Genomic DNA, 19,847 nt, shown 5'->3' with positions numbered 1-19,847 from the left:
ACCGGGCTTGCCGCGGTCAACATGCTATTTAGACGCGACAAGCCGGGCGTTTCCCTCATCCTCAGATCATCGCCATGCCACCGTTGACGTGCAACGTCTGCCCGGTCATGTAGCCGGCCTCCGACGAGGCCAGATAGGCGACGGCCGAGGCGACTTCCGAACCCGTGCCCATGCGCTTCATCGGGATTGCCCCCATGATCGCTTCCTTCTGCTTCTCGTTAAGCTTGCCAGTCATGGTGGTTTCGATGAATCCGGGCGCCACGCAATTGACGGTAACGTTGCGGGTCGCGATCTCCTGGGCGAGCGACTTTGTGAAGCCGATCATGCCGGCCTTCGAGGCGCAGTAGTTCGCCTGGCCCGGATTGCCGGTGACGCCGACGATGGAGGTGATATTGATGATGCGGCCGTAGCGACGGCGCATCATCGGATGCGTCAGCTCGCGGGTCAGCCGGAAGACAGAAGTGAGGTTCACCTCCAGAACAGCGTCCCAATCCTCATCGCTCATGCGAACGAAGAGACCGTCCTTGGTGATCCCGGCGTTGTTGACGAGGATATCGACGCCGCCGAGTTCGGCTTCCGCCTTTTCACCGAGCGCCTTCACTTCAGCTCGGTCGGAAAGGTTCGCCGGGAAGATATGCACCCGCTCGCCAAGCGAATTCGCCAGCGCTTCGAGTTTCTCAACGCGCGTACCGTGCAGACCGACGATTGCGCCCTGCGCATGCAGAATCTTGGCGATTTCCTCGCCGATACCACCGGAAGCGCCGGTTACGAGTGCCTTGCGGCCGGAAAGATCAAACATGGTCGTTTCCCCGTTTCCTGGGTTTCAGCCGCAGAGGGTCTGCAGCAGATTTTCAATGTCGGTTGCCGTGTTGACGGCGTAGCCGGTCACGGATTTGTCGATGCGGCGGGCCAAGCCGGTCAACACCTTGCCGGAGCCAATCTCGTAGAGCGAAGTCACGTCATTGCCGGCGAACCATTCGACGGTCTCACGCCAGCGTACCTGGCCGGTCACCTGCTCCACCAGCAAGCGGGCGATCTCCTTTGGGTCTGTGACGGGCTGGACCGCGACGTTGGCAATCACCGGAACGACAGGTTCGCGGATGTCGACTTCGGCCAGCGCTACGCGCATGGCTTCTGCTGCGGGCGCCATCAGCGTCGAATGGAAGGGTGCGGACACAGGCAGCATCAACGCGCGCTTTGCACCCTTTTCCGTCGCCATGCGGGCCGCGCGTTCGACGGCCGGTTTGGCGCCGGAAATGACGAGTTGACCGCCGCCGTTGTCGTTGGCGATCTGGCAGGAACCATGCACCAGCGCCTCGTCGCAGATCGCCTGTACGTCTTCGTGCTCAAGACCGATGATGGCCGCCATCGCCCCCTCGCCGACCGGCACTGCCGCCTGCATGGCATTGCCGCGGATGCGCAGCAGGCGCGCCGTGTCGGCAATCGTGAAGGCGCCGGCTGCACAAAGGGCGGAATATTCGCCCAGCGAATGGCCGGCGACATAGGAAATCTTGTCGCGCAGGATGAGGCCGCGCGCTTCCAGAACCCGCACGATGGCCATGGAAACGGCCATGAGCGCCGGCTGGGCGTTTGCGGTCAGCGTCAGCTCAGCCTCGGGCCCTTCGTACATGATCGCGGACAGATTCTCGCCAAGTGCATCATCGACTTCGGCAAAGACGGCAGCGGCTTCAGGAAAGGCATCCGCCAGTTCCTTGCCCATGCCGACGGCCTGACTGCCCTGGCCGGGAAAGGTAAAAGCAATGGTCATCGGGCTTCTCCCATCGTGTTTGCCCCTCAATTCACGGAATGCGACGGCGAGTCAAGATTGCAGGCTCATCACGATTCACACCCATTGCGAGTATTTATTAAATATGTAATCATAAATTGCGAAACGCGAGGGACGCTCGATGCTTACTCCCAGACGATACGAAGAGAATGCAAAGACCGATCCATCGGTGCCACGCGCCACCTCCATCGAAAACATAATGAACAATAACCTGCGTGGGGTAGAATCGCTCACGATCAAGTTCCTGTTCTTCTGCGCGGCCGTCATCATATGCTATTCGGCCGCAATCGCGATTTTGGCCTCACAAACTCTATCCGCCTCGCTGCATAACCTGCTGAGCGGGACAGGGAGTTATCTCGCGGTGCTGGCAGCATCGGTGGCAGTCGGTGGTTTCCTCGGCTTCCTGTTCGGAATTCCCCGTCTGCTTCAGGGATTGCAGCATACGGCACCGGTTGCCATTGCGCTCGCCGACGGCGGCATGACCAATCGCACAGCGGACAATGCGATGTCAGCTCCACTTTCCAGATTTGCCGGCAATACCAATCTCGAAGACATCTCCGACTGGCTGACGAAGATCATCGTGGGCCTGAGCCTCGTGCAAGCTGGCAATATCTATTCAGGGTTCCTGGGTGCGCAGTCCCGATTCGTCAACTTTGCCATGGACAATGCGATGGGATCGGGCGCGATGTTTGCCGCAATGGTCTTGAGCGGGCTCGTCGCAGGATTTCTGTTCTTTTATCTCGAGACGCGGACCCGGCTCACGATCCTGCTGGCATCGGCAGATCACTTCGAACGCAATCTGGTGACGGATCGTAGAACACTGGAGGTCGTCATCGAGGCGACCAACAAGGACGCGATCCTCGATGAGGTGCGAATCACACCGGCCTCCCCGGACGTGGGCAAGCCCACTGAAGCAGACCGCCAAATTGCGGCTATCCCCTTCGGCGAACTGCGTACGGTGGACGAACTTGCCATCTGGGGCGCAGCCCAGGAGCGCCTCGGAAACACTGCAAACGCGGAGAAGGCCTTCAGGGCTGCGGTGAAGCTGGACAGCAACAACCCCAAGCTGTCTCTGGCCCTCGCATCGATCAACAAGCGGCGTGGCGAGAATGACGAGGCTGCGAAAGTCCTCAACGATGTCGCACAGCGGTTCTCTGACGATCCAGCCGTGCTAAAAGAGACACTTCTGACTGCTCTCTATGTCCCGCCACCCACCGGATACACCACGGCCATCGCTGCCGCCGAGCGCCTCGTAAAGAACTTTCCCGAAGCAGCGGCCGACCCGCACGTCCAGCTTTGGATCGCTGCGGCGAATGGACAAAAGTTCCGCGCTTCGTCGGACGAAGCGGAGAAGGCGGCCGCGCGGAGGGAAGCCCTGGCGGCAGTGATCAAGGTCAACGAGCTTGCCCCCGATCCGGCCAGTCCGGTCCGTAAGCAGCTGCGGAAGATTTTCGACCCACAGGCAGAGCACTCTGCGATCTCCGAAAACGACTTAGAGATTTTCAAACAAGACCCGGAGTTTAGCGGACTAATCGAGACGGCGGTGCCCGCGCAGGACGCAAAGCCGGCCGATCAATAGGTCGCCTGGACATCGCGACACATCTTGAAATTGCCCGCGCAACATTTAAGCTGCGCGGGCGCAAGCGTGCTTGCCTGATGCATGCAAACGGTGGGCATTTGCGCCCCATCATCGATGCAAATACCTCAGCAGAAATTCCGCTCATGAAATGCAACACACTCGGCCGCACCGGTATTGCGGTCTCCGAAATCTGCCTCGGCACCATGACCTGGGGCTCGCAGAACACAGAAGCCGAGGCGCATGCGCAGCTCGACTATGCGTTCGAAAACGGCGTCAACTTCGTCGACACGGCCGAACTCTATCCGACCACGCCCGCCACTGCCGAGACCTACGGAGAAACTGAGCGGATGATCGGTACATGGCTGGCCGCCCGCGGCAATCGCGATAAGGTCGTGCTGGCGTCAAAGGTTGCCGGTCCGGGCCGCCCTTATATCCGGGGCGGCACGCCGATGTCGCGTGCAACGATCCGCCAGGCGCTCGACGACAGCCTGAGGCGGCTGCAGACCGACCATCTCGATCTCTACCAGGTTCATTGGCCGAACCGCGGGACCTATCACTTCCGCCACTCCTGGAGCTTCGCCCCCTGGCGGCAGGACCGTGAAACCGCGACGGCCGAACTTTTCGAGATCCTCGACACGCTCGGGGAGTTGAAAAAAGCCGGCAAGATCCGAGCCGTCGGCCTTTCGAACGAATCGGCCTGGGGTACCATGCAGTACCTAAAGCTCGCCGAGGAAAAGGGTCTGCCGCGACTCGCCTCGATCCAGAACGAGTACAATCTGCTCTACCGCGCGTTCGACCTCGACCTGGCAGAGTTGTCACATCACGAAGACGTGGGGCTGCTCGCCTATTCGCCGCTTGCCGCCGGGCTTCTCACCGGCAAATACCTCAACGGCGCGCGCCCCGACGGCTCGCGCCTAACGAAGAACAGCGACCTCGGCGGCCGCTACCAGCCGCATCAGGAACCCGCTGTCGCCGCCTATGTGGCGCTTGCCCGCGAGCATGGACTGGATCCGGCCCAGATGGCGCTGGCCTTCTGCCTGACGCGACCCTTCATGACCTCGGTCATCATCGGCGCGACCAGCGTCACGCAATTAAAGACGGATATCGCCGCCGCGGAACTCGAGCTCTCGCCGGACGTACTCGACGGCATCCGCAAGCTGCATCGGCTCTATCCGGCGCCGATCTGACACGGCGATAAAACGGGAAACCCGCCGGCTGGCGGGTTTCCCGTTTTAGACTCGCCGTTACTGGCCCGTCCCGCCTGTCGTCGGCTGCGAAGGCGCAGGCTGGACCGGCTGCGGAGCCGGCTCGGTGCCAGTGGCCTGGCCATCGGTAGATGGCGTCGCCGGGGTCGGTACCTGCGTCTGGATCGACGAAGTGTTGGCGTTCGGATCAACGCCGTCGCCCATTCCGCCCGACAGGTAGAACACGCCAGCGGCTACGAGTACTGCGGCGATGGCCGCGACTGCCCAGCCGCCGGCCCTGCTTCCACCGCTCGTGTTGACCACGGTGGCACGGCCCTCCAGCGGGCGGTTTTCAGAAATCGGATCCTGAACAGGACGCTCTTGCATCGTTACTCACTCCTTCTGGTTGGATCGAATGAGTAACGCAGCTTCCGGCTTCAAGTTCCCTTCGGATTTCTACTGCAGGAACCACGGTACCGAATGGCCATCAGGCGCAGAACCGCACAATTCCCGGCAGCAGGGTTGCTTTCGGGGCAAAAATCCGTATAAGCGCGCTGTTCAAAACACCCGGTCGCATCGGCTGGTGGCTGAACGGAGGGCCGTTTCCGGCAGCGGAAGCGACAGGAACGTAAGCGTTTCGGCCTCCCGTGTCTCCGCTCTCGACCGTATAGATGAAACGCTTTTCTTGCCCAGGCCATTCGGCCTCTAAGATCAGTCGTTGAGGCTTGGCGCCGGTTTCCGGGTGTGGATCAAACGCAAGAAAGGCAAAGCCACATGGCTCTCTACGAACATGTATTCCTGGCCCGCCAGGACGTGTCCGCCCAGCAGGTCGACGCACTCGTCGAACAGTACAAGGGCGTGATCGAAGCAAACGGCGGCAAGGTCGGCCGGATCGAGAACTGGGGCCTCAAGTCCCTCACCTACCGCATCAAGAAGAACCGCAAGGCTCACTACGCCCTGATGGACATCGATGCACCGGCTGCTGCGATCCACGAGATGGAACGCCAGATGCGCATCAACGAAGACATCCTGCGCTACATGACCATCGCCGTCGAATCCCACGAAGAAGGCCCGTCCGCGATGATGCAGAAGCGCGACCGTGACGACCGTCCGCGCCGCGACGGCGACGACCGTGGCCCGCGCCGTGATTTCGGCGACCGTGGCCCGCGCCGCGATTTCGGCGACCGTCCGCCGCGTGGCGACCGTCCCCCGCGTGAAGACCGCGCGTAATCGAAGCTGAAGGAGAAAAAGACAATGGCTGAAGTATCTTCCGCTCCGGTTCGCCGCCCGTTCCACCGCCGTCGCAAGACCTGCCCCTTCTCCGGCGCAAACGCTCCGAAGATCGACTACAAGGACGTCCGTCTGCTGTCGCGCTACATTTCCGAGCGCGGCAAGATCGTTCCGTCCCGCATCACAGCTGTTTCGCAGAAGAAGCAGCGCGAACTCGCCAAGGCGATCAAGCGCGCCCGCTTCCTCGGCCTGCTGCCCTACGTCGTAGCCTGATCTAACGGTTCTGCGTTCCGGCTAAAGCCGGCACGTGAGGAAAATATTGAAGGAAGGCGGCCACCGCCTTCCTTCTTCTCCCTTCCGCGTTGGGCGCGGATCGGAACAGTCACCGGCCGTCCGATTGTGTATCGGATGACAGCCAAAACCCCATGTTGGGGAGCGGTTCCTGAAACGACTTTTCAGGAAACTCCTCTAACTGTCTGGCAAGACAGGACAGCGCAGTGCAGAACTTGAATTGGACCTCGATTGCGACCGGGCTCGTTGCCGGTGTGACCGCCGCTCTGCTTTCGCTGAGCGCGAACGTCCAGTCGACCCTTGCGATCTTCTTCTTCGCCGGCTCCGCCCTGCCCATCCTGATTGCCGGCCTCGGCTGGGGCAATGCGAGCGCGATGGTTGCCGTGATTGCCGGCGGCGCCGTCGCCGCTGCGATGGCCTCCTCGCATTTCGCGCTGCTGATCACGATCATCACGCTAATTCCGGCCGGCTGGCTCAGCAATCTCGCGAACCTGGCGCGCCCGGCCTCCGAACTCGGCGGCCCGAAGGATGCGCTTGCCTGGTATCCGCTTTCCAACATTCTGACGCACCTTGCCGTCATGGTCACGCTCGGCATGATCGCCGTCGGCGCGATCATCGGCTATAGCGGCGCACTCGCCGACCAGATGGTCGACCTGATGCTGCAGGCGCTGAAGGAGCAGGAACCGCTCTACAATCCCGATCCCGCCGCCGTCGCGCAGATGAAGGCGATCTTCGGGCTTGCGCTACCGGTCGTGCAGGGCGCGCTTTGGGTTCTCCTGCTCTTTGCGGCCTACTACATCGCAACGGCAGTAGTGCGCCTGTCCGGCAAGGGACTGCGCCCACGCGAGGCCATGCCGACGGCGCTGCGCATGCACCGTAACGCGATCTACATTTTCCTCGGCGGGCTCCTGCTCTGCTTCTCCGGTGGTATTCCGGCGATCATCGGCGCGCTCGTCTGCGGCACGTTCGGTGCGGGCTTCGTGCTTTCCGGTTTCGCAATCCTGCACCAGCGCAGCCGCGGCAAGGCGTGGCGGCTGGCGGCGCTGTGGCTGGCCTACGGCTCGGTACTGCTGTTTGCCCTGCCCGTCCTCCTCATTCTCGTTCTCGGCCTGACGGATACCCGGCGCACCATCGCGCTGACCCCGGCAAGCCCGAAGCCTGAAACGAAATCGAACAACAACTGAACTGAAAGAAAGGAACTGAACATGGACGTCATTCTTCTCGAACGCATCGCCAAGCTCGGCCAGATGGGCGAAACCGTAAAGGTTCGCGACGGCTTTGCCCGTAACTACCTTCTGCCGCTCGGCAAGGCGCTGCGCGCCAACGAAGCCAACAAGAAGCGCTTCGAAACCGAGCGCGCGACGCTGGAAGCCCGCAACCTCGAGCGCAAGTCGGAAGCCCAGAAGGTCGCCGAGAAGCTCGACGGCAAGTCCTTCGTCATGGTTCGCTCCGCCGGCGAAACCGGCCAGCTCTACGGCTCGGTCGCTGCCCGTGACATCGTCGAGGCGCTTGCTGCCGAAGGCTTCAACATCGGCCGCAACCAGGTCGAACTGAACACCCCGATCAAGGCGATCGGCCTTCACCAGATCGTTCTGCACCTGCATTCGGAAGTCGAGATTTCGGTCGGCCTCAACGTCGCGCGTTCCGCCGACGAAGCCGAGCGTCAGGCCAAGGGCGAAAGCCTCACCTCGGCCGACGCAATCTACGGCGTCGACGAAGATGCTCTGAAGCCGGAAGACTTCTTCGATCCGGATGCCGACCACGAAGGCGAAGAAGCCTGAGATCTGATGCACGGAGCGGGCTCTCCGGCTGACACTCCGTCTCTCCCGCTATAGGCGCGAAAAAACCCGGGTTGAAATCCGGGTTTTTTTGTTATTTGCTAGGTAAATCAGACTGGAATGCGGTCGGGCCGCGCCAGGCCGGTTTCCGACCCAGACCCGCTCCGCCGCAGCCTGCGATGGAGCATTCAGATGAAAATCATTCTTACCTCGGTGATTTCCCGTCTGGTTCGACGTGGCAATCTGAAATTCACCTACCCGGACGGCGAGACGCGCAGTTTTGGCGACGCCACTGGGAAGCCAGTCCATGTCCGCCTGAACAGCAAGCGCGCCCAATGGGGCCTTGTTCTGGATCCCGCCTTCTATCTCGGCCACTACTATGGCACCGGCGACATCGATCTGGTCGAGGGCGACATGTTCGCCCTTCTTGCGACGATCTTCACCGGCAATCCCGACTTCAAATATTACGACAGCGACTGGAATCACTTCCTCGAACGAAGCCGTTATTTCCTGCGCTGGCTGCGGGAGAAGAATGGGATCCGGCGCTCGCGCGACAATGTCCAGCATCACTATGACCTGACCGGCGCCCTCTATGATCTCTTCCTCGATGAAGACAAGCAGTATTCCTGCGCCTATTTCGAGACGCCGGATCAGAGCCTCGACGAGGCGCAACTCGCCAAGAAGCGCCACATCGCAGCGAAACTCACCATGGACCGGCCGGGGCTGTCAGTGCTGGATATCGGCAGCGGATGGGGCGGCATGGCGCTCTATCTCGCCCGAAATCTCGGTGCACAGGTGACTGGGGTGACGCTTTCCGACGAGCAGTTCGCGATCTCGCGTCAGCGCGCCAAGGATGCAGGCTTGGATGACGAAGTGCGTTTCCTGCTGGAGGACTATCGCAATGCGTCGGACACCTATGACCGGATCGTCTCGGTCGGGATGTTCGAGCATGTCGGGCGGCCGAACTACCTCACCTTCTTCCGCAAGGCCGCGTCACTGCTGAAACGAGACGGCGTGATGCTGCTGCACACGATCGGGAGAACCGATGCACCGACGAGCAACAACCCGTTCATCGAAAAATACATCTTCCCCGGCGGCTACATCCCTGCCCTATCCGAAGTGATGCGGGCGGTGGAAAAGTCGGGGTTCGGCGTCACCGACATCGAAATCCTGCGGCTGCACTACGCCGAAACGCTTCGGCACTGGCGCCAGCGCTTCATGGCGCGGCGGGACGAAGCCAAGGCGCTCTACGACGAGCGCTTCTGCCGGATCTGGGAATTTTATCTGGCCAGTTCCGAGAGCGCGTTTCGCTGGCAAAATCTCGTCGTTTTCCAATTGCAGCTCGCACACGAGCAGCAGGCAGTACCACTGACCCGCGACTATGTGGATCACGGTGAGGGTTGCCTGAAGGCTCGCGAAGGTGACGGCAAGGGCCGCGCCGCCGGTGCGCGAAAATTTCCACAGGAAGCGTCGTTTTAGGACGTTGCCCCTATTCTTTCGAATCGCCTGAGGTGCCACGATTGCGTCAAGGCTGACGATCGTGCACCCGCCCATGTAGTGCCGGTTTTTGATCCACTGTGGGATTTGTGCACGGGTGCCGCTGTGGATAGGTCGAAGACCGTGCCTTGGCGCAGACGAGCGCAGACGGCGCTTGACCCGTGCGCCTTCCCGGTCGAAGCAGGGGCATTCACTGCAATGGGATTCGGGGATTCGGGCCACATGAACGACGCCGTGCGAAAACTTGCCAATCCGGGCCGCAACGACATTGGCGTGCATCACCGTGAGGCGCCGAACAACATCGAGGCCGAGCAGGCGCTGCTGGGCGCGATCCTGGTCAACAACGACGCCTACTATCGCGTCTCGGATTTCCTCAAGCCGATCCACTTCCAGGAGCCGCTGCACCGCAAGATCTTCGAACTCGCCGGCGACACGATCCGGATGGGCAAGATCGCAACGACGATCACCTTGAAGACGCATCTGCCGGCGGACGGCCGCGTCGGCGACCTGACCATCCCGCAATACCTCGCCCGCCTTGCCGCCGAGGCCGTGACGATCATCAACGCCGAGGACTACGGCCGGGCGATCTACGATCTGGCGCTGCGCCGCTCGCTGATCACGATCGGCGAGGACATGGTCAACATCGCCTATGACGCGCCGCTCGACATGCCGCCGCAAAACCAGATCGAAGACGCCGAACGGCGCCTCTTCGAGCTGGCTGAGACCGGCCGCTACGACGGTGGCTTCCAGTCGTTCAACGACGCGGTGGCACTGGCGATCGACATGGCGGGGCAGGCCTTCGAGCGCGACGGCTCGCTCTCTGGCATTTCAACCGGCATCCACTCGCTCGACGCCCGCATGGGCGGCCTGCAGCGCTCGGACTTGATCGTGCTTGCCGGACGTCCCGGTATGGGCAAGACCTCGCTTGCCACCAACATCGCCTACAACATTGCCGCCGCGTACGAACAGGAAGTTCAAGCCGACGGTTCGTACAAGGCGAAGAACGGCGGCGTCGTCGGCTTCTACTCGCTCGAAATGTCCTCCGAACAGCTCGCCACACGTATCATCTCCGAGCAGACGGAAGTCTCCTCGTCAAAAATCCGCCGCGGCGATATCTCGGAGCACGATTTCGAAAAACTCGTCGCCTGCTCGCAAATGATGCAGAAGGTGCCGCTCTTCATCGACCAGACCGGTGGTATCTCGATCGCCCAGCTCTCTGCCCGCGCGCGCCGCTTGAAGCGCCAGCGCGGTCTTGATTGCCTGGTGGTCGACTATATCCAGCTCATGACCGGTTCGGGCAAGTCGAGCGACAACCGCGTGCAGGAAATCACCCAGATCACCACCGGCCTGAAGGCGCTCGGCAAGGAACTGAACGTGCCGATCATCGCGCTCTCCCAGCTCTCCCGTCAGGTGGAAAGCCGAGAGGACAAGCGCCCGCAGCTCTCCGACCTTCGTGAATCGGGCTCGATCGAGCAGGACGCCGACGTGGTGCTGTTCGTGTTCCGCGAGGAATACTACGTCAAGAACCTCGAGCCGCGTGACGAGTTCGACCCGAAGTATGACGAGTGGAAGATGCTGTTCGAAAAGGTGAAGGGCACCGCCGACGTGATCATCGCCAAGCAGCGTCACGGCCCGACCGGCACGGTGAAGCTCGCGTTCCAGTCGGAGTTCACCCGCTTCACCGACCTCGCCGACCCGTCCTTCTCGCAGTACGAGGAACACTGAGAACCGGTGCAGTCGGTCAATTCGCAAGAACCGTGATGCCGCACTTCTCGGCCATGAGGGCGAGCGCCTTTCGGGCGTGCGTCGTCTGTGCCTCGCTCGTCATCGCGATATCAAGCCGGTCACTGCAGGTGCTGACCGGCTTGCCTGTATCAGAGCCCAGCGACAGGCGCCGCGTGCATCGCAGCCCGATTCCCTCGAGGACCAGTTGCCTTGCATCCGGATCGTTTGGCTGGAGCGGCTTCCGCTCGGCAATCATGTCGTCCAGTGATCCATAGGCGACGGCGCGCGTGACTTGACGCAAATCCGTCAAGGTCAGGGACAGCACGGCCCACTTCCCGGGAAACTGGAGAGCCGAAGCGGTGCGTGCGCGGCAGACATTGCCCCCCACTTCCAGATAGGTCAGAAGCCGTGGAGCATCGGGGTTGTCCAGTATCGAGCGATAAATGTCGCTGCTGCCATCGCCTGTAACGCCTTCTTCCAGTTCGAGGCCGAGTAGCGTTGCAAATGCGTCGCGCACCATGCTTGACGCCCCCTCAAGCTCCTGCGCGTGGGACGGCGACAAGCCTGGCACGGCCAGCGATCCCAACACCAACACCGCAACTGCCCAGTGTTTTCCCATCTCGGCCCGCCTGCCCCTCATTTTTTGTCGGACGTTAGAGGGAACCGGCCCATCCTGAAAGCCCCTTGTTGCTGCCCCGACCAACTCCCGCGTGAACTCTCGTTTTCAATCCTGTTGCCGCCCGCAGCGGGAACGAGTATTCCAGAAGCATGACGAAGAGCAGTTTTTTCTCAGAGAGCCCCTTCTCATCCACTGCCCCCATCGGCGAAGAGCATGCGCGGTTGACGGTCGATCTTCGAGCGCTCGCCGACAACTGGCGCTTCATGGCGAAGAAATCGGGAGCCGCGCGCACAGCGGCCGTTCTCAAGGCCGACGCCTATGGCACCGGGCTGGAGCCGGCGGCGCGAACATTCTACGACGCCGGCGCGCGCGACTTCTTCGTCGCAAGCCCAGCAGAGGGTGTAGCGCTGCGGCCACTCGTGCCGGACGGGCGCATCTTCGTCCTTTCGGGAATGTGGCCGGGCTCGGAGAGGCTGTTCTTCGAATACGATCTGGTACCGGTGCTCGCCTCGCAAAACCAACTCGCCGTCTTCATGGCGGCAATTTCGGAGCGCGGCGATCATCCGTGCGCGCTGCAGGTCGATACCGGCATGAACCGGCTCGGCCTGTCGGTGAACGATGCGATCGCGCTCGCCCATGACCCGGCCCGGCCGGCAAGCTTTTCGCCCGTGCTGATCCTGAGCCACCTCGCCTGCGGCGACGAGCCGATGCACCCGATGAACCGCATGCAGCTCGACCGTTTCCGGGCTGCGACCAAGGCGTTCGATGGCGTCGAGGCGAGCCTAGCCAATTCCGCGGGCATCTTCCTCGGCGAAGAATTCCACTTCGACCTGACGCGCCCCGGCATTTCGCTTTACGGCGGCGCTGCTGTCAACGACGAGCCGAACCCGATGAAGCCGGTCGTCAAGGCCGAGGCGCGCATCCTTCAGGTTCGTGATGCGAAGATCGGTGAAAGCGTCAGCTACGGTGCCGCGGCCACGCTGACCCGCGACAGCCGGATTGCTGTCGTCGCGATCGGTTATGCCGACGGTTACCTGCGCAGCCTTTCCGGTGCCGGCGTGCCGCTGCGTCAGACCGGCATTTCCGGCGCCAGCGGCTACCTGCATGGGCGCGCCGTGCCGCTGATCGGCCGCGTTACCATGGACCTGACCCATTTCGACGTGACCGACCTGCCGCCAGGTTCGGTCCGTGCCGGCGACTTCATCGAACTGTTCGGTCCCAACATGCCGATCGAGAAGGTGGCGAAGGCGGGCGGCACGATCGACTATGTGCTCCTGACGAGCCTCGGCCCAAGGTATCGCCGCGATTATATCGACGCGAACAGGTAGGCGGCGTTCCCGCTTTGTGCTAACTCGCTTTCCAGCGAATCCCTACACGTTTCTGTTGAAAGCGAGACCTGATGGCCAAGGCCCGCACCCAATTCGTCTGCCAGAGTTGCGGCACCGTCTTTTCACGCTGGCAAGGCAAATGCGATGCCTGCGGTGAATGGAACACGGTCGTCGAGGAAGATCCGATGGGCGGGATCGGCGGCGGACCGGGTAAGACGCCGAAGAAGGGCCGCGTCATCGCCTTGACCGCGCTGTCGGGCGAAATCGAAGAAGCGCCCCGCATCGAGACAGGGATCAGCGAGCTCGACCGTGTCACCGGCGGCGGCTTCGTACGGGGCTCGGCCGTTCTTGTCGGCGGCGATCCGGGCATCGGCAAATCCACCGTGCTGATGCAGGCGGCGGCCGCCCTCTCCCGTCGCGGCCAACGTGTCATCTACGTCTCCGGGGAAGAGGCCGTCGCGCAAATCCGGCTGCGTGCCCAGCGGCTGGATGCCGCCGAGACCGATGTGCTGCTTGCGGCGGAAACCAATGTCGAGGACATTCTCGCCACACTCGCCGACGGCAAGCGCCCCGACCTCGCGATCATCGACTCGATCCAGACGCTGTGGAGCGACATCGTCGAATCAGCGCCGGGAACCGTCACCCAGGTGCGTACCGGCGCACAGGCGATGATCCGTTTTGCCAAGCAGACGGGCGCTACCGTCGTCCTCGTCGGCCATGTGACGAAGGAAGGCCAGATTGCCGGCCCGCGCGTCGTCGAACACATGGTCGACGCCGTGCTCTATTTCGAGGGTGATCGCGGCCACCACTATCGCATCCTGCGCACGGTCAAGAACCGCTTCGGGCCGACCGACGAGATCGGCGTGTTCGAGATGTCGGACAAGGGGCTTCGCGAGGTCGCGAACCCATCCGAACTGTTCCTCGGCGAGCGCAACGAGAAATCGCCGGGTGCTGCCGTCTTTGCCGGCATGGAGGGTACGCGGCCGGTGCTGGTCGAAGTGCAGGCGTTGGTCGCGCCGACCTCACTCGGCACACCGCGGCGCGCCGTTGTCGGCTGGGACTCGGCCAGGCTTTCGATGATTCTTGCCGTGCTCGAGGCCCATTGTGGCGTTCGGCTCGGGCAGCATGACGTCTATCTCAACGTTGCCGGCGGCTTTCGCATTTCCGAGCCCGCAGCAGATCTCGCCGTCGCCGCCGCCCTCGTTTCGTCGCTGGCCGGTCTTGCCCTGCCGAAGGATTGCGTCTATTTCGGCGAAGTGAGCCTTTCGGGCGCCGTCCGGCCGGTATCGCACACGGCACAGCGCCTGAAGGAGGCTGAAAAGCTGGGTTTCTCGCAGGCCGTTCTGCCCACCGGATCAGCCGAACTGCCGCGGGGCAATGGCGGACGATGGGCGGAGATCGACAGCCTGCCGGATCTGGTGGCGCGTATTGCAGGCTCGAAGAGCGCGCTCATGCGCGGCGACGAAGACAACTGATACGGCTGCCGCGAAATTGGCAAACCTTTGTGGAAACAGTTCGTTGCAGATGAACCGAAATGAGACGCCGTTGATGCGATCGGCTAAGGTGCCGGGGCAAATCGCATCCGGGTCGAACGACATTCCAGGTCTGGAGTAGGACAAAAATGCCCATCACACTTCTCGACGGTATCGTCATCGGCGTCGCGCTCTTTTCGGCCGTGCTTGCGATGGTCCGCGGTTTCTCGCGCGAAGTTCTGTCGGTCGCAAGCTGGGTGGGCGCCGCTGCGGCGGCCTACTTCCTCTACCCGGTTTTGCTGCCCTACGCGAAGGACTACACGGCCAGTGATACGGTTGCGATCATCGGCTCGGCCGCCGCCGTCTTCCTCGTGGCGCTGATCGTGATCTCGTTCATCACCATGCGGATCGCCGACTTCATCATCGACAGCCGCATCGGCGCGCTCGACCGCACGCTCGGCTTCCTGTTCGGCGCCGCCCGCGGCATCCTGCTCGTCGTCGTCGCGATGCTGTTCTTCAACTGGCTGGTGGCGCCGCAGCAGCAACCTTCATGGGTCGGCAGCGCGAAGTCGAAGCCGCTGCTCGACAATCTCGGCACGAAGCTGATCGCACTCTTGCCGGAAGACGCCGACACGCAGATCCGCGACCGCCTTCTTGGCAAGCGCGCACCGGCCGAGGGCACCGAAACGCCTGCCGAAGGCACCGACGGCGCGGCGGGCCAGGCCCCCGCCTCGGGCGAGGAGCCGGCAGAGGAGGCCCCGGCAACGAGCGGATGATCTCGCAAGGCTGCTCCGCATTCTTCGCGAGAGCGGCGGCGGCGAAAATCTGATAGGATCAACCAAGCTACCACTGAAGCCTTCGGACTTCGGTGGTAAAGTCGTTAAGGCGTACACATATTGGCATCGCGGCCCAAAATTGGATATGAACCGCGTCGATCGATACGGTGAAACGGAACCAGCCCGTCGCCGCGATGCGAAACCCGTGCAACCCAAAAATGTCCCGAGCAAAGGCTTGCAGCAAATGACCGATCTTTCCGTTTCCGCCCACCGTTCCGACATCGATCTGGAGGGCGATACGCTTCACGAGGAATGCGGTGTTTTCGGCATCCTCGGCCATCCGGATGCGGCGACACTAACGGCGCTCGGGCTGCACGCACTCCAGCATCGCGGCCAGGAAGCGGCCGGTATCGTCACCGTTGACGGCAAGCAGTTCCATACTGAAAAACATATGGGCCTGGTCGGCGACCACTATACGAACCCGGCGACGCTGGCGAAGCTCCCCGGCAACATGGCGATCGGCCACACCCGCTACTCCACCACCGGTGAAGTCGCGCTGCGCAATGTACAGCCGCTGTTTGCCGAACTGGAAGTCGGCGGCATCGCAGTTGCGCATAATGGTAACTTCACCAACGGCCTGACGCTTCGCCGTCAGTTGATCGCAGGCGGCGCCATCTGTCAGTCGACCTCGGACACGGAAGTCGTGCTGCACCTGATCGCCCGCTCGCGCTACACCAACACGACCGACCGTTTCATCGACGCCATCCGCCAGATGGAAGGCGGCTATTCGATGCTCGGCATTACCCGCACGAAGCTGATCGCCGCGCGCGATCCCACCGGCATCCGCCCGCTCGTCATGGGCGAACTCGACGGCAAGCCGATCTTCTGCTCGGAAACCTGTGCGCTTGACATCATCGGCGCGAAATATGTCCGCGACGTCGAAAACGGTGAGATCATCATCTGCGAGATCCAGCCGGACGGTTCGATCAGCATCGAGGCCAGAAAATCGGGCAACCCGACGCCGGAGCGCCTCTGTCTGTTCGAATACGTCTATTTCGCACGGCCTGACTCGGTCGTCGGCGGCCGCAGCGTCTATGTTGCACGCAAGAACATGGGCATGAACCTTGCCAAGGAGCATCCGGTCGAGGGCGACGTCGTCGTGCCGGTGCCCGACGGCGGGACGCCGGCAGCACTCGGCTATGCACAGGAAAGCGGCATCCCGTTTGAGTACGGCATCATCCGCAACCACTATGTCGGCCGTACCTTCATCGAACCGACACAGCAGATCCGCGCCTTCGGCGTGAAGCTGAAGCACTCTGCCAACCGCGCGATGATCGCCGGCAAGCGGGTGATCCTGGTCGACGACTCTATCGTCCGCGGCACGACCTCGCTGAAGATAGTGCAGATGATCCGCGATGCGGGCGCCAAGGAGGTACATATCCGCGTCGCCAGCCCGATGATCTTCTTCCCGGACTTCTACGGCATCGACACGCCGGACAAGGACAAGTTGCTGGCAAACCAGTATGCCGACGTCAAGGCGATGGCGAAGTATATCGGCGCGGACTCGCTGGAGTTCCTGTCGATCGACGGGCTTTACCGCGCCGTCGGTGGCGAGGATCGCAACCCCGCTCGTCCGCAGTTCACCGACCACTATTTCACCGGCGACTACCCGACGCGCCTGCTGGACAAGGACGGTGAGACGATGGGTCGCAAAGTCTCGGTGCTCGCCAGCAACGGCTGACCCGAAGCAGCGGTTTTCAATTTGCAACGCTTACGCTAGAAGGCTGCGGAAACGTGGCCTTCTTCTTTTTGGCCAGCATCACACGGGAAGAGAATGATGGACATCGATCTGAAGGGCAGGATCGCATTGGTCACCGGCGCATCGCGCGGGATCGGCTATTTCACGGCACTCGAACTCGCCAAGCGCGGCGCGCATGTGATTGCCTGCGCGCGGACCGTCGGCGGTCTCGAAGAGCTTGATGACGCGATCGGGGCCGTGGGCGGCACGGCCACACTCGTGCCCTTTGACCTTGCCGACATGGCCGCGATCGACAAGCTCGGCGGCTCGATCTTCGAGCGCTGGGGCAAGCTGGACATCCTCGTCGCCAATGCCGGCGTGCTCGGGACGATCTCGCCGATTGGCCATGTCGAGGCGAAGGTGTTCGAAAAAGTGATGAACATCAACGTCAACGCCACCTGGCGGATGATCCGCTCCGTCGAGCCGCTACTTTTGAAATCCGACGCTGGCCGCGCGCTGATCCTCTCGTCAGCGGCTGCGCACAAGTGCAAGCCCTTCTGGGGCCCCTACTCCGCCTCCAAGGCCGCTGTCGAGGCGCTGGCCCGCACCTGGGCGGGCGAGACGCAGCGCACGGCGCTTCGCATTCTCTCAATCGATCCCGGCCCGACCCGCACTGCGATGCGCGCTCTGGCCGTCCCCGGCGAGGATCCTGCGACGGTGCCGCATCCTTCGGACGTCGCCGAAGCCCTGATGCCGCTCCTCGGACCCGACATGACGGAGACCGGCAAGCTCTTCATCGTTCGCGAAAAGAAGATCGTCGACTACAACATGCCGAGTTGAGGGCCGCACAGCCACATCGGCAGAGCAGACACGAAAAGGCCCGCGCTTCCACCAGGTTGCGACGGGCCTTTTCGTGCGCGTCGCCGGAGGTCCGCGCGTCAGCCCTTGGGCTGTTCCGGGGCGCCGTTGCCGGCGGCAGGGTTGCCGCGTCGACAGGTCAGATGCAGGCGCATTGTCGTCGGCCATCGGGGGCCGACCTGTTCGCCATAGGGTGTCAGAGCGCCGATCGTCCTCTACGGCGCGCCGTCGGAAAGGCCCCGCCAATTTTCAGAGTTCGTCGCTTTCGCCCGGAAACTGGTTCTCGACCGATGAATCGGTTGCCGGCCAGCCGCCATATTTGCGGTACCAGGCGCGCGCGCCGAACGGCAGGGACGCGAGATAGATGGCAACCGTCACCACCATGGTCTCCCAGGTGAAGCTCATCAGCGTCGCCACGTAGATGACGATGGCTAGCATGACCGGCAGGACCAGATCCTTGCGGATGCGACCACCCTCGGACTTGCCGGACCAGACGGGCACGCGGCTGACGAGGAGGAACGCAATTACCACGGTGTAAGCCGAAGAGATCAGCGCGAATGGCTGGCTCGGCGCGACGCCGAGAAAGCCAACATAAACGGGCAGCAGAACCAACATGGCTCCGGCCGGCGCCGGAACGCCCACGAAGTACTCGCTCTGCCAACTCGCCTTGGTCTCCCGCTCCGCCATTACATTGAAGCGGGCGAGGCGCAGGCCTGCGGCGATGGCGAAGATCAGGGCTGCGATCCAGCCGACCGAGCGCGCCTGGTCGAGCACGAAGACATAGAGCACAAGTGCGGGAGCCACACCGAAGTTGACGATGTCGGCGAGCGAATCCATCTGCACGCCGAATTTCGAGGATGCCTTCAGAAGGCGTGCGACGCGCCCATCGATGCCGTCGAGAAAGGCCGCCAGCAGGACCATGCCGACGGCGAGTTCGTAGCGATTTTCGAAGGCGAGGCGAATGCCGGTCAGCCCCGCGCAGATGGCAAGAATCGTGATCAGGTTCGGGATGATCACCCGCAACGGGATCTGGCGCAGGCGCGGGCCGCGGGCCTCATCGTTCGGCCCGTTCGGCTCATAGGGGTGAAACGGCGTTTTCATCTCGGCTCGCTTTGCTTGCGGGTTGGAACGCACTGACCTCGATCCGGCAGAACGCCAACTCCGAAATCACGCGATCCCGTCTCTCTGTCAACCCCGGCGTCCCAATGTCGGTCCCTTCGGGGAGCCGAATTCCGCAAGCACTGTTTCGCCGGCGATGGCCGTCTGGCCAACGGAAACCCGCGCTTCGGCACCGGCTGGCAGGAAGACGTCGAGGCGCGAGCCGAAACGAATCAGACCGAAACGCTCGCCAGCCTCGAGATGATCGAATGTCGACCTCCAGCAGACGATGCGGCGGGCGACAAGCCCTGCGATCTGCACGACGCCGATCTCGCCGTGGGCGGTATCGATGACGAGGCCGTTGCGCTCGTTCTCCTGGCTCGCCTTGTCCAGCTCGGCATTGAGAAACTGGCCGGCGCGATAGGCGACGCGACGCACGCTGCCACGCATCGGCGCGCGGTTCACATGGCAATTGAAGACATTCATGAAGACGGAAATCCGCAGCATCGGCTCCGACCCCAGCTCGAGTTCGAGCGGCGGAGTGACCATCGCGATCGACGAGACGCGGCCGTCGGCCGGGCTGATCACAAGGTCCGGATCCTGCGGCGTCACACGCTCCGGGTCGCGGAAGAAGTAGGCGCACCAGGCTGTGAGAATGAAGCCGATCCACATCAACGGATCCCACAGGAGCCCGAGCACCAGCGACACCACGAAGAAGATGGCAACGAACTTCCATCCGTCGCGATGGACGGGAACCAGGGTGTTGCGCACCGTATCGACCAAACTCATGCCATACCTCTCCGTTTTTCTTCCGCACTGCAACTAGCGCGAAACTGCCGCGGGGGCAATGTGGGGAGGCGGCAGGAGGCCGGTATTCGAAAATCTTGT

The 19,847-nt window shown here is 62.4% G+C and carries 19 protein-coding genes; 13 read left to right on the top strand and 6 right to left on the bottom strand.

Annotated elements, in window-relative coordinates; genetic code table 11:
- Window positions 1–61: 61 nt before the first annotated feature.
- Both fabG and fabD read right to left on the bottom strand, forming a co-directional pair.
- The gene (fabG, locus tag IB238_RS03430; protein WP_192243583.1) at window positions 62–799 is read right to left on the bottom strand and encodes a 3-oxoacyl-[acyl-carrier-protein] reductase; all 738 of its coding nucleotides are present in this window, start codon (window positions 797–799) and stop codon (window positions 62–64) included.
- Between the two features lie 24 nt (window positions 800–823).
- A complete protein-coding gene (gene fabD, locus IB238_RS03425; protein ID WP_192243581.1) occupies window positions 824–1,768 on the bottom strand; it encodes an ACP S-malonyltransferase in 945 nt (314 codons plus the stop codon).
- 217 nt (window positions 1,769–1,985) lie between these two features.
- On the opposite strand from fabD, the gene IB238_RS03420 reads away from it, so the two are divergent.
- Both IB238_RS03420 and IB238_RS03415 read left to right on the top strand, forming a co-directional pair.
- On the top strand, window positions 1,986–3,365 hold the full coding sequence (locus IB238_RS03420) for a tetratricopeptide repeat protein (protein ID WP_192243579.1): 1,380 nt from the start codon (window positions 1,986–1,988) through the stop codon (window positions 3,363–3,365).
- Window positions 3,366–3,508: 143 nt separating this feature from the next.
- The gene (locus IB238_RS03415; protein ID WP_192243577.1) at window positions 3,509–4,552 is read left to right on the top strand and encodes an aldo/keto reductase; all 1,044 of its coding nucleotides are present in this window, start codon (window positions 3,509–3,511) and stop codon (window positions 4,550–4,552) included.
- A 57-nt stretch (window positions 4,553–4,609) separates the two neighbouring features.
- Here IB238_RS03415 and IB238_RS03410 read toward each other — a convergent pair whose 3' ends face one another.
- Complete coding sequence (locus IB238_RS03410; protein ID WP_192243575.1) at window positions 4,610–4,936, bottom strand: hypothetical protein; 327 nt, start codon at window positions 4,934–4,936, stop codon at window positions 4,610–4,612.
- 387 nt (window positions 4,937–5,323) lie between these two features.
- On the opposite strand from IB238_RS03410, the gene rpsF reads away from it, so the two are divergent.
- The 6 genes from rpsF (at window position 5,324) to IB238_RS03380 (ending at window position 11,070) form a co-directional block, all read left to right on the top strand.
- Window positions 5,324–5,779, top strand: coding sequence for a 30S ribosomal protein S6 (gene rpsF, locus IB238_RS03405; RefSeq protein WP_192243574.1), 456 nt, complete (start codon window positions 5,324–5,326; stop codon window positions 5,777–5,779).
- Window positions 5,780–5,803: 24 nt separating this feature from the next.
- A complete protein-coding gene (gene rpsR, locus IB238_RS03400) occupies window positions 5,804–6,052 on the top strand; it encodes a 30S ribosomal protein S18 (protein WP_108001130.1) in 249 nt (82 codons plus the stop codon).
- A 224-nt stretch (window positions 6,053–6,276) separates the two neighbouring features.
- Window positions 6,277–7,254: a DUF2232 domain-containing protein gene (locus tag IB238_RS03395; protein ID WP_192243572.1), complete on the top strand. Its 978-nt coding sequence runs from the start codon at window positions 6,277–6,279 to the stop codon at window positions 7,252–7,254.
- Window positions 7,255–7,275: 21 nt separating this feature from the next.
- Window positions 7,276–7,851, top strand: a complete 576-nt coding sequence (gene rplI / locus IB238_RS03390; protein WP_192243570.1) for a 50S ribosomal protein L9 — start codon at window positions 7,276–7,278, stop codon at window positions 7,849–7,851.
- A gap of 189 nt (window positions 7,852–8,040) precedes the next feature.
- On the top strand, window positions 8,041–9,327 hold the full coding sequence (locus IB238_RS03385) for a cyclopropane-fatty-acyl-phospholipid synthase family protein (protein ID WP_192243568.1): 1,287 nt from the start codon (window positions 8,041–8,043) through the stop codon (window positions 9,325–9,327).
- 240 nt (window positions 9,328–9,567) lie between these two features.
- Window positions 9,568–11,070: a replicative DNA helicase gene (locus IB238_RS03380; RefSeq protein WP_192243566.1), complete on the top strand. Its 1,503-nt coding sequence runs from the start codon at window positions 9,568–9,570 to the stop codon at window positions 11,068–11,070.
- Window positions 11,071–11,086: 16 nt separating this feature from the next.
- On the opposite strand, the gene IB238_RS03375 is transcribed toward IB238_RS03380, so the two are convergent.
- Window positions 11,087–11,689, bottom strand: a complete 603-nt coding sequence (locus IB238_RS03375) for a hypothetical protein (RefSeq protein ID WP_192243564.1) — start codon at window positions 11,687–11,689, stop codon at window positions 11,087–11,089.
- Window positions 11,690–11,838: 149 nt separating this feature from the next.
- Here IB238_RS03375 and alr point away from each other — a divergent pair, with 149 nt between their 5' ends.
- The 5 genes from alr to IB238_RS03350 all read left to right on the top strand — a co-directional run bounded on the left by alr (window position 11,839) and on the right by IB238_RS03350 (window position 17,843).
- Window positions 11,839–13,017: an alanine racemase gene (alr, locus tag IB238_RS03370; protein WP_192243562.1), complete on the top strand. Its 1,179-nt coding sequence runs from the start codon at window positions 11,839–11,841 to the stop codon at window positions 13,015–13,017.
- Between the two features lie 71 nt (window positions 13,018–13,088).
- The gene (radA, locus tag IB238_RS03365; protein WP_192243560.1) at window positions 13,089–14,492 is read left to right on the top strand and encodes a DNA repair protein RadA; all 1,404 of its coding nucleotides are present in this window, start codon (window positions 13,089–13,091) and stop codon (window positions 14,490–14,492) included.
- A 146-nt stretch (window positions 14,493–14,638) separates the two neighbouring features.
- The gene (locus tag IB238_RS03360; RefSeq protein ID WP_192243558.1) at window positions 14,639–15,265 is read left to right on the top strand and encodes a CvpA family protein; all 627 of its coding nucleotides are present in this window, start codon (window positions 14,639–14,641) and stop codon (window positions 15,263–15,265) included.
- A 244-nt stretch (window positions 15,266–15,509) separates the two neighbouring features.
- Window positions 15,510–17,006: an amidophosphoribosyltransferase gene (gene purF, locus IB238_RS03355; RefSeq protein ID WP_192243556.1), complete on the top strand. Its 1,497-nt coding sequence runs from the start codon at window positions 15,510–15,512 to the stop codon at window positions 17,004–17,006.
- A 96-nt stretch (window positions 17,007–17,102) separates the two neighbouring features.
- A complete protein-coding gene (locus tag IB238_RS03350; RefSeq protein ID WP_192243554.1) occupies window positions 17,103–17,843 on the top strand; it encodes an SDR family NAD(P)-dependent oxidoreductase in 741 nt (246 codons plus the stop codon).
- A 267-nt stretch (window positions 17,844–18,110) separates the two neighbouring features.
- On the opposite strand, the gene pssA is transcribed toward IB238_RS03350, so the two are convergent.
- Window positions 18,111–18,962 (bottom strand): CDP-diacylglycerol--serine O-phosphatidyltransferase, encoded by an 852-nt coding sequence (pssA, locus tag IB238_RS03345; protein ID WP_192243552.1) that lies wholly within the window; start codon window positions 18,960–18,962, stop codon window positions 18,111–18,113.
- Between the two features lie 87 nt (window positions 18,963–19,049).
- Window positions 19,050–19,748 carry a phosphatidylserine decarboxylase gene (locus IB238_RS03340; protein ID WP_192243550.1) on the bottom strand — a complete coding sequence of 233 codons (699 nt, stop codon included), beginning with the start codon at window positions 19,746–19,748 and terminating at the stop codon, window positions 19,050–19,052.
- Window positions 19,749–19,847: the final 99 nt, after the last annotated feature.

Origin of the sequence: Rhizobium sp. ARZ01 (assembly GCF_014851675.1) — a bacterium.
GTDB lineage: Bacteria > Pseudomonadota > Alphaproteobacteria > Rhizobiales > Rhizobiaceae > Mycoplana.
The sequence above is the reverse complement of the archived record's forward strand: the minus strand, read 5'-3'. Positions and strand labels throughout refer to the sequence as shown.

Coding starts and splice junctions, on each gene's coding strand:
- IB238_RS03350 (WP_192243554.1), top strand. CDS start 17,103: ATGGACATCGATCTGAAGGGCAGGATCGCATTGGTCACCGGCGCATCG.
- IB238_RS03415 (WP_192243577.1), top strand. CDS start 3,509: ATGAAATGCAACACACTCGGCCGCACCGGTATTGCGGTCTCCGAAATC.
- rpsR (WP_108001130.1), top strand. CDS start 5,804: ATGGCTGAAGTATCTTCCGCTCCGGTTCGCCGCCCGTTCCACCGCCGT.
- IB238_RS03420 (WP_192243579.1), top strand. CDS start 1,986: ATGAACAATAACCTGCGTGGGGTAGAATCGCTCACGATCAAGTTCCTG.
- IB238_RS03340 (WP_192243550.1), bottom strand. CDS start 19,748: ATGAGTTTGGTCGATACGGTGCGCAACACCCTGGTTCCCGTCCATCGC.
- purF (WP_192243556.1), top strand. CDS start 15,510: ATGACCGATCTTTCCGTTTCCGCCCACCGTTCCGACATCGATCTGGAG.
- rpsF (WP_192243574.1), top strand. CDS start 5,324: ATGGCTCTCTACGAACATGTATTCCTGGCCCGCCAGGACGTGTCCGCC.
- pssA (WP_192243552.1), bottom strand. CDS start 18,962: ATGAAAACGCCGTTTCACCCCTATGAGCCGAACGGGCCGAACGATGAG.
- fabG (WP_192243583.1), bottom strand. CDS start 799: ATGTTTGATCTTTCCGGCCGCAAGGCACTCGTAACCGGCGCTTCCGGT.
- IB238_RS03360 (WP_192243558.1), top strand. CDS start 14,639: ATGCCCATCACACTTCTCGACGGTATCGTCATCGGCGTCGCGCTCTTT.
- alr (WP_192243562.1), top strand. CDS start 11,839: ATGACGAAGAGCAGTTTTTTCTCAGAGAGCCCCTTCTCATCCACTGCC.
- radA (WP_192243560.1), top strand. CDS start 13,089: ATGGCCAAGGCCCGCACCCAATTCGTCTGCCAGAGTTGCGGCACCGTC.
- IB238_RS03410 (WP_192243575.1), bottom strand. CDS start 4,936: ATGCAAGAGCGTCCTGTTCAGGATCCGATTTCTGAAAACCGCCCGCTG.
- IB238_RS03385 (WP_192243568.1), top strand. CDS start 8,041: ATGAAAATCATTCTTACCTCGGTGATTTCCCGTCTGGTTCGACGTGGC.
- fabD (WP_192243581.1), bottom strand. CDS start 1,768: ATGACCATTGCTTTTACCTTTCCCGGCCAGGGCAGTCAGGCCGTCGGC.
- IB238_RS03380 (WP_192243566.1), top strand. CDS start 9,568: ATGAACGACGCCGTGCGAAAACTTGCCAATCCGGGCCGCAACGACATT.
- IB238_RS03375 (WP_192243564.1), bottom strand. CDS start 11,689: ATGGGAAAACACTGGGCAGTTGCGGTGTTGGTGTTGGGATCGCTGGCC.
- rplI (WP_192243570.1), top strand. CDS start 7,276: ATGGACGTCATTCTTCTCGAACGCATCGCCAAGCTCGGCCAGATGGGC.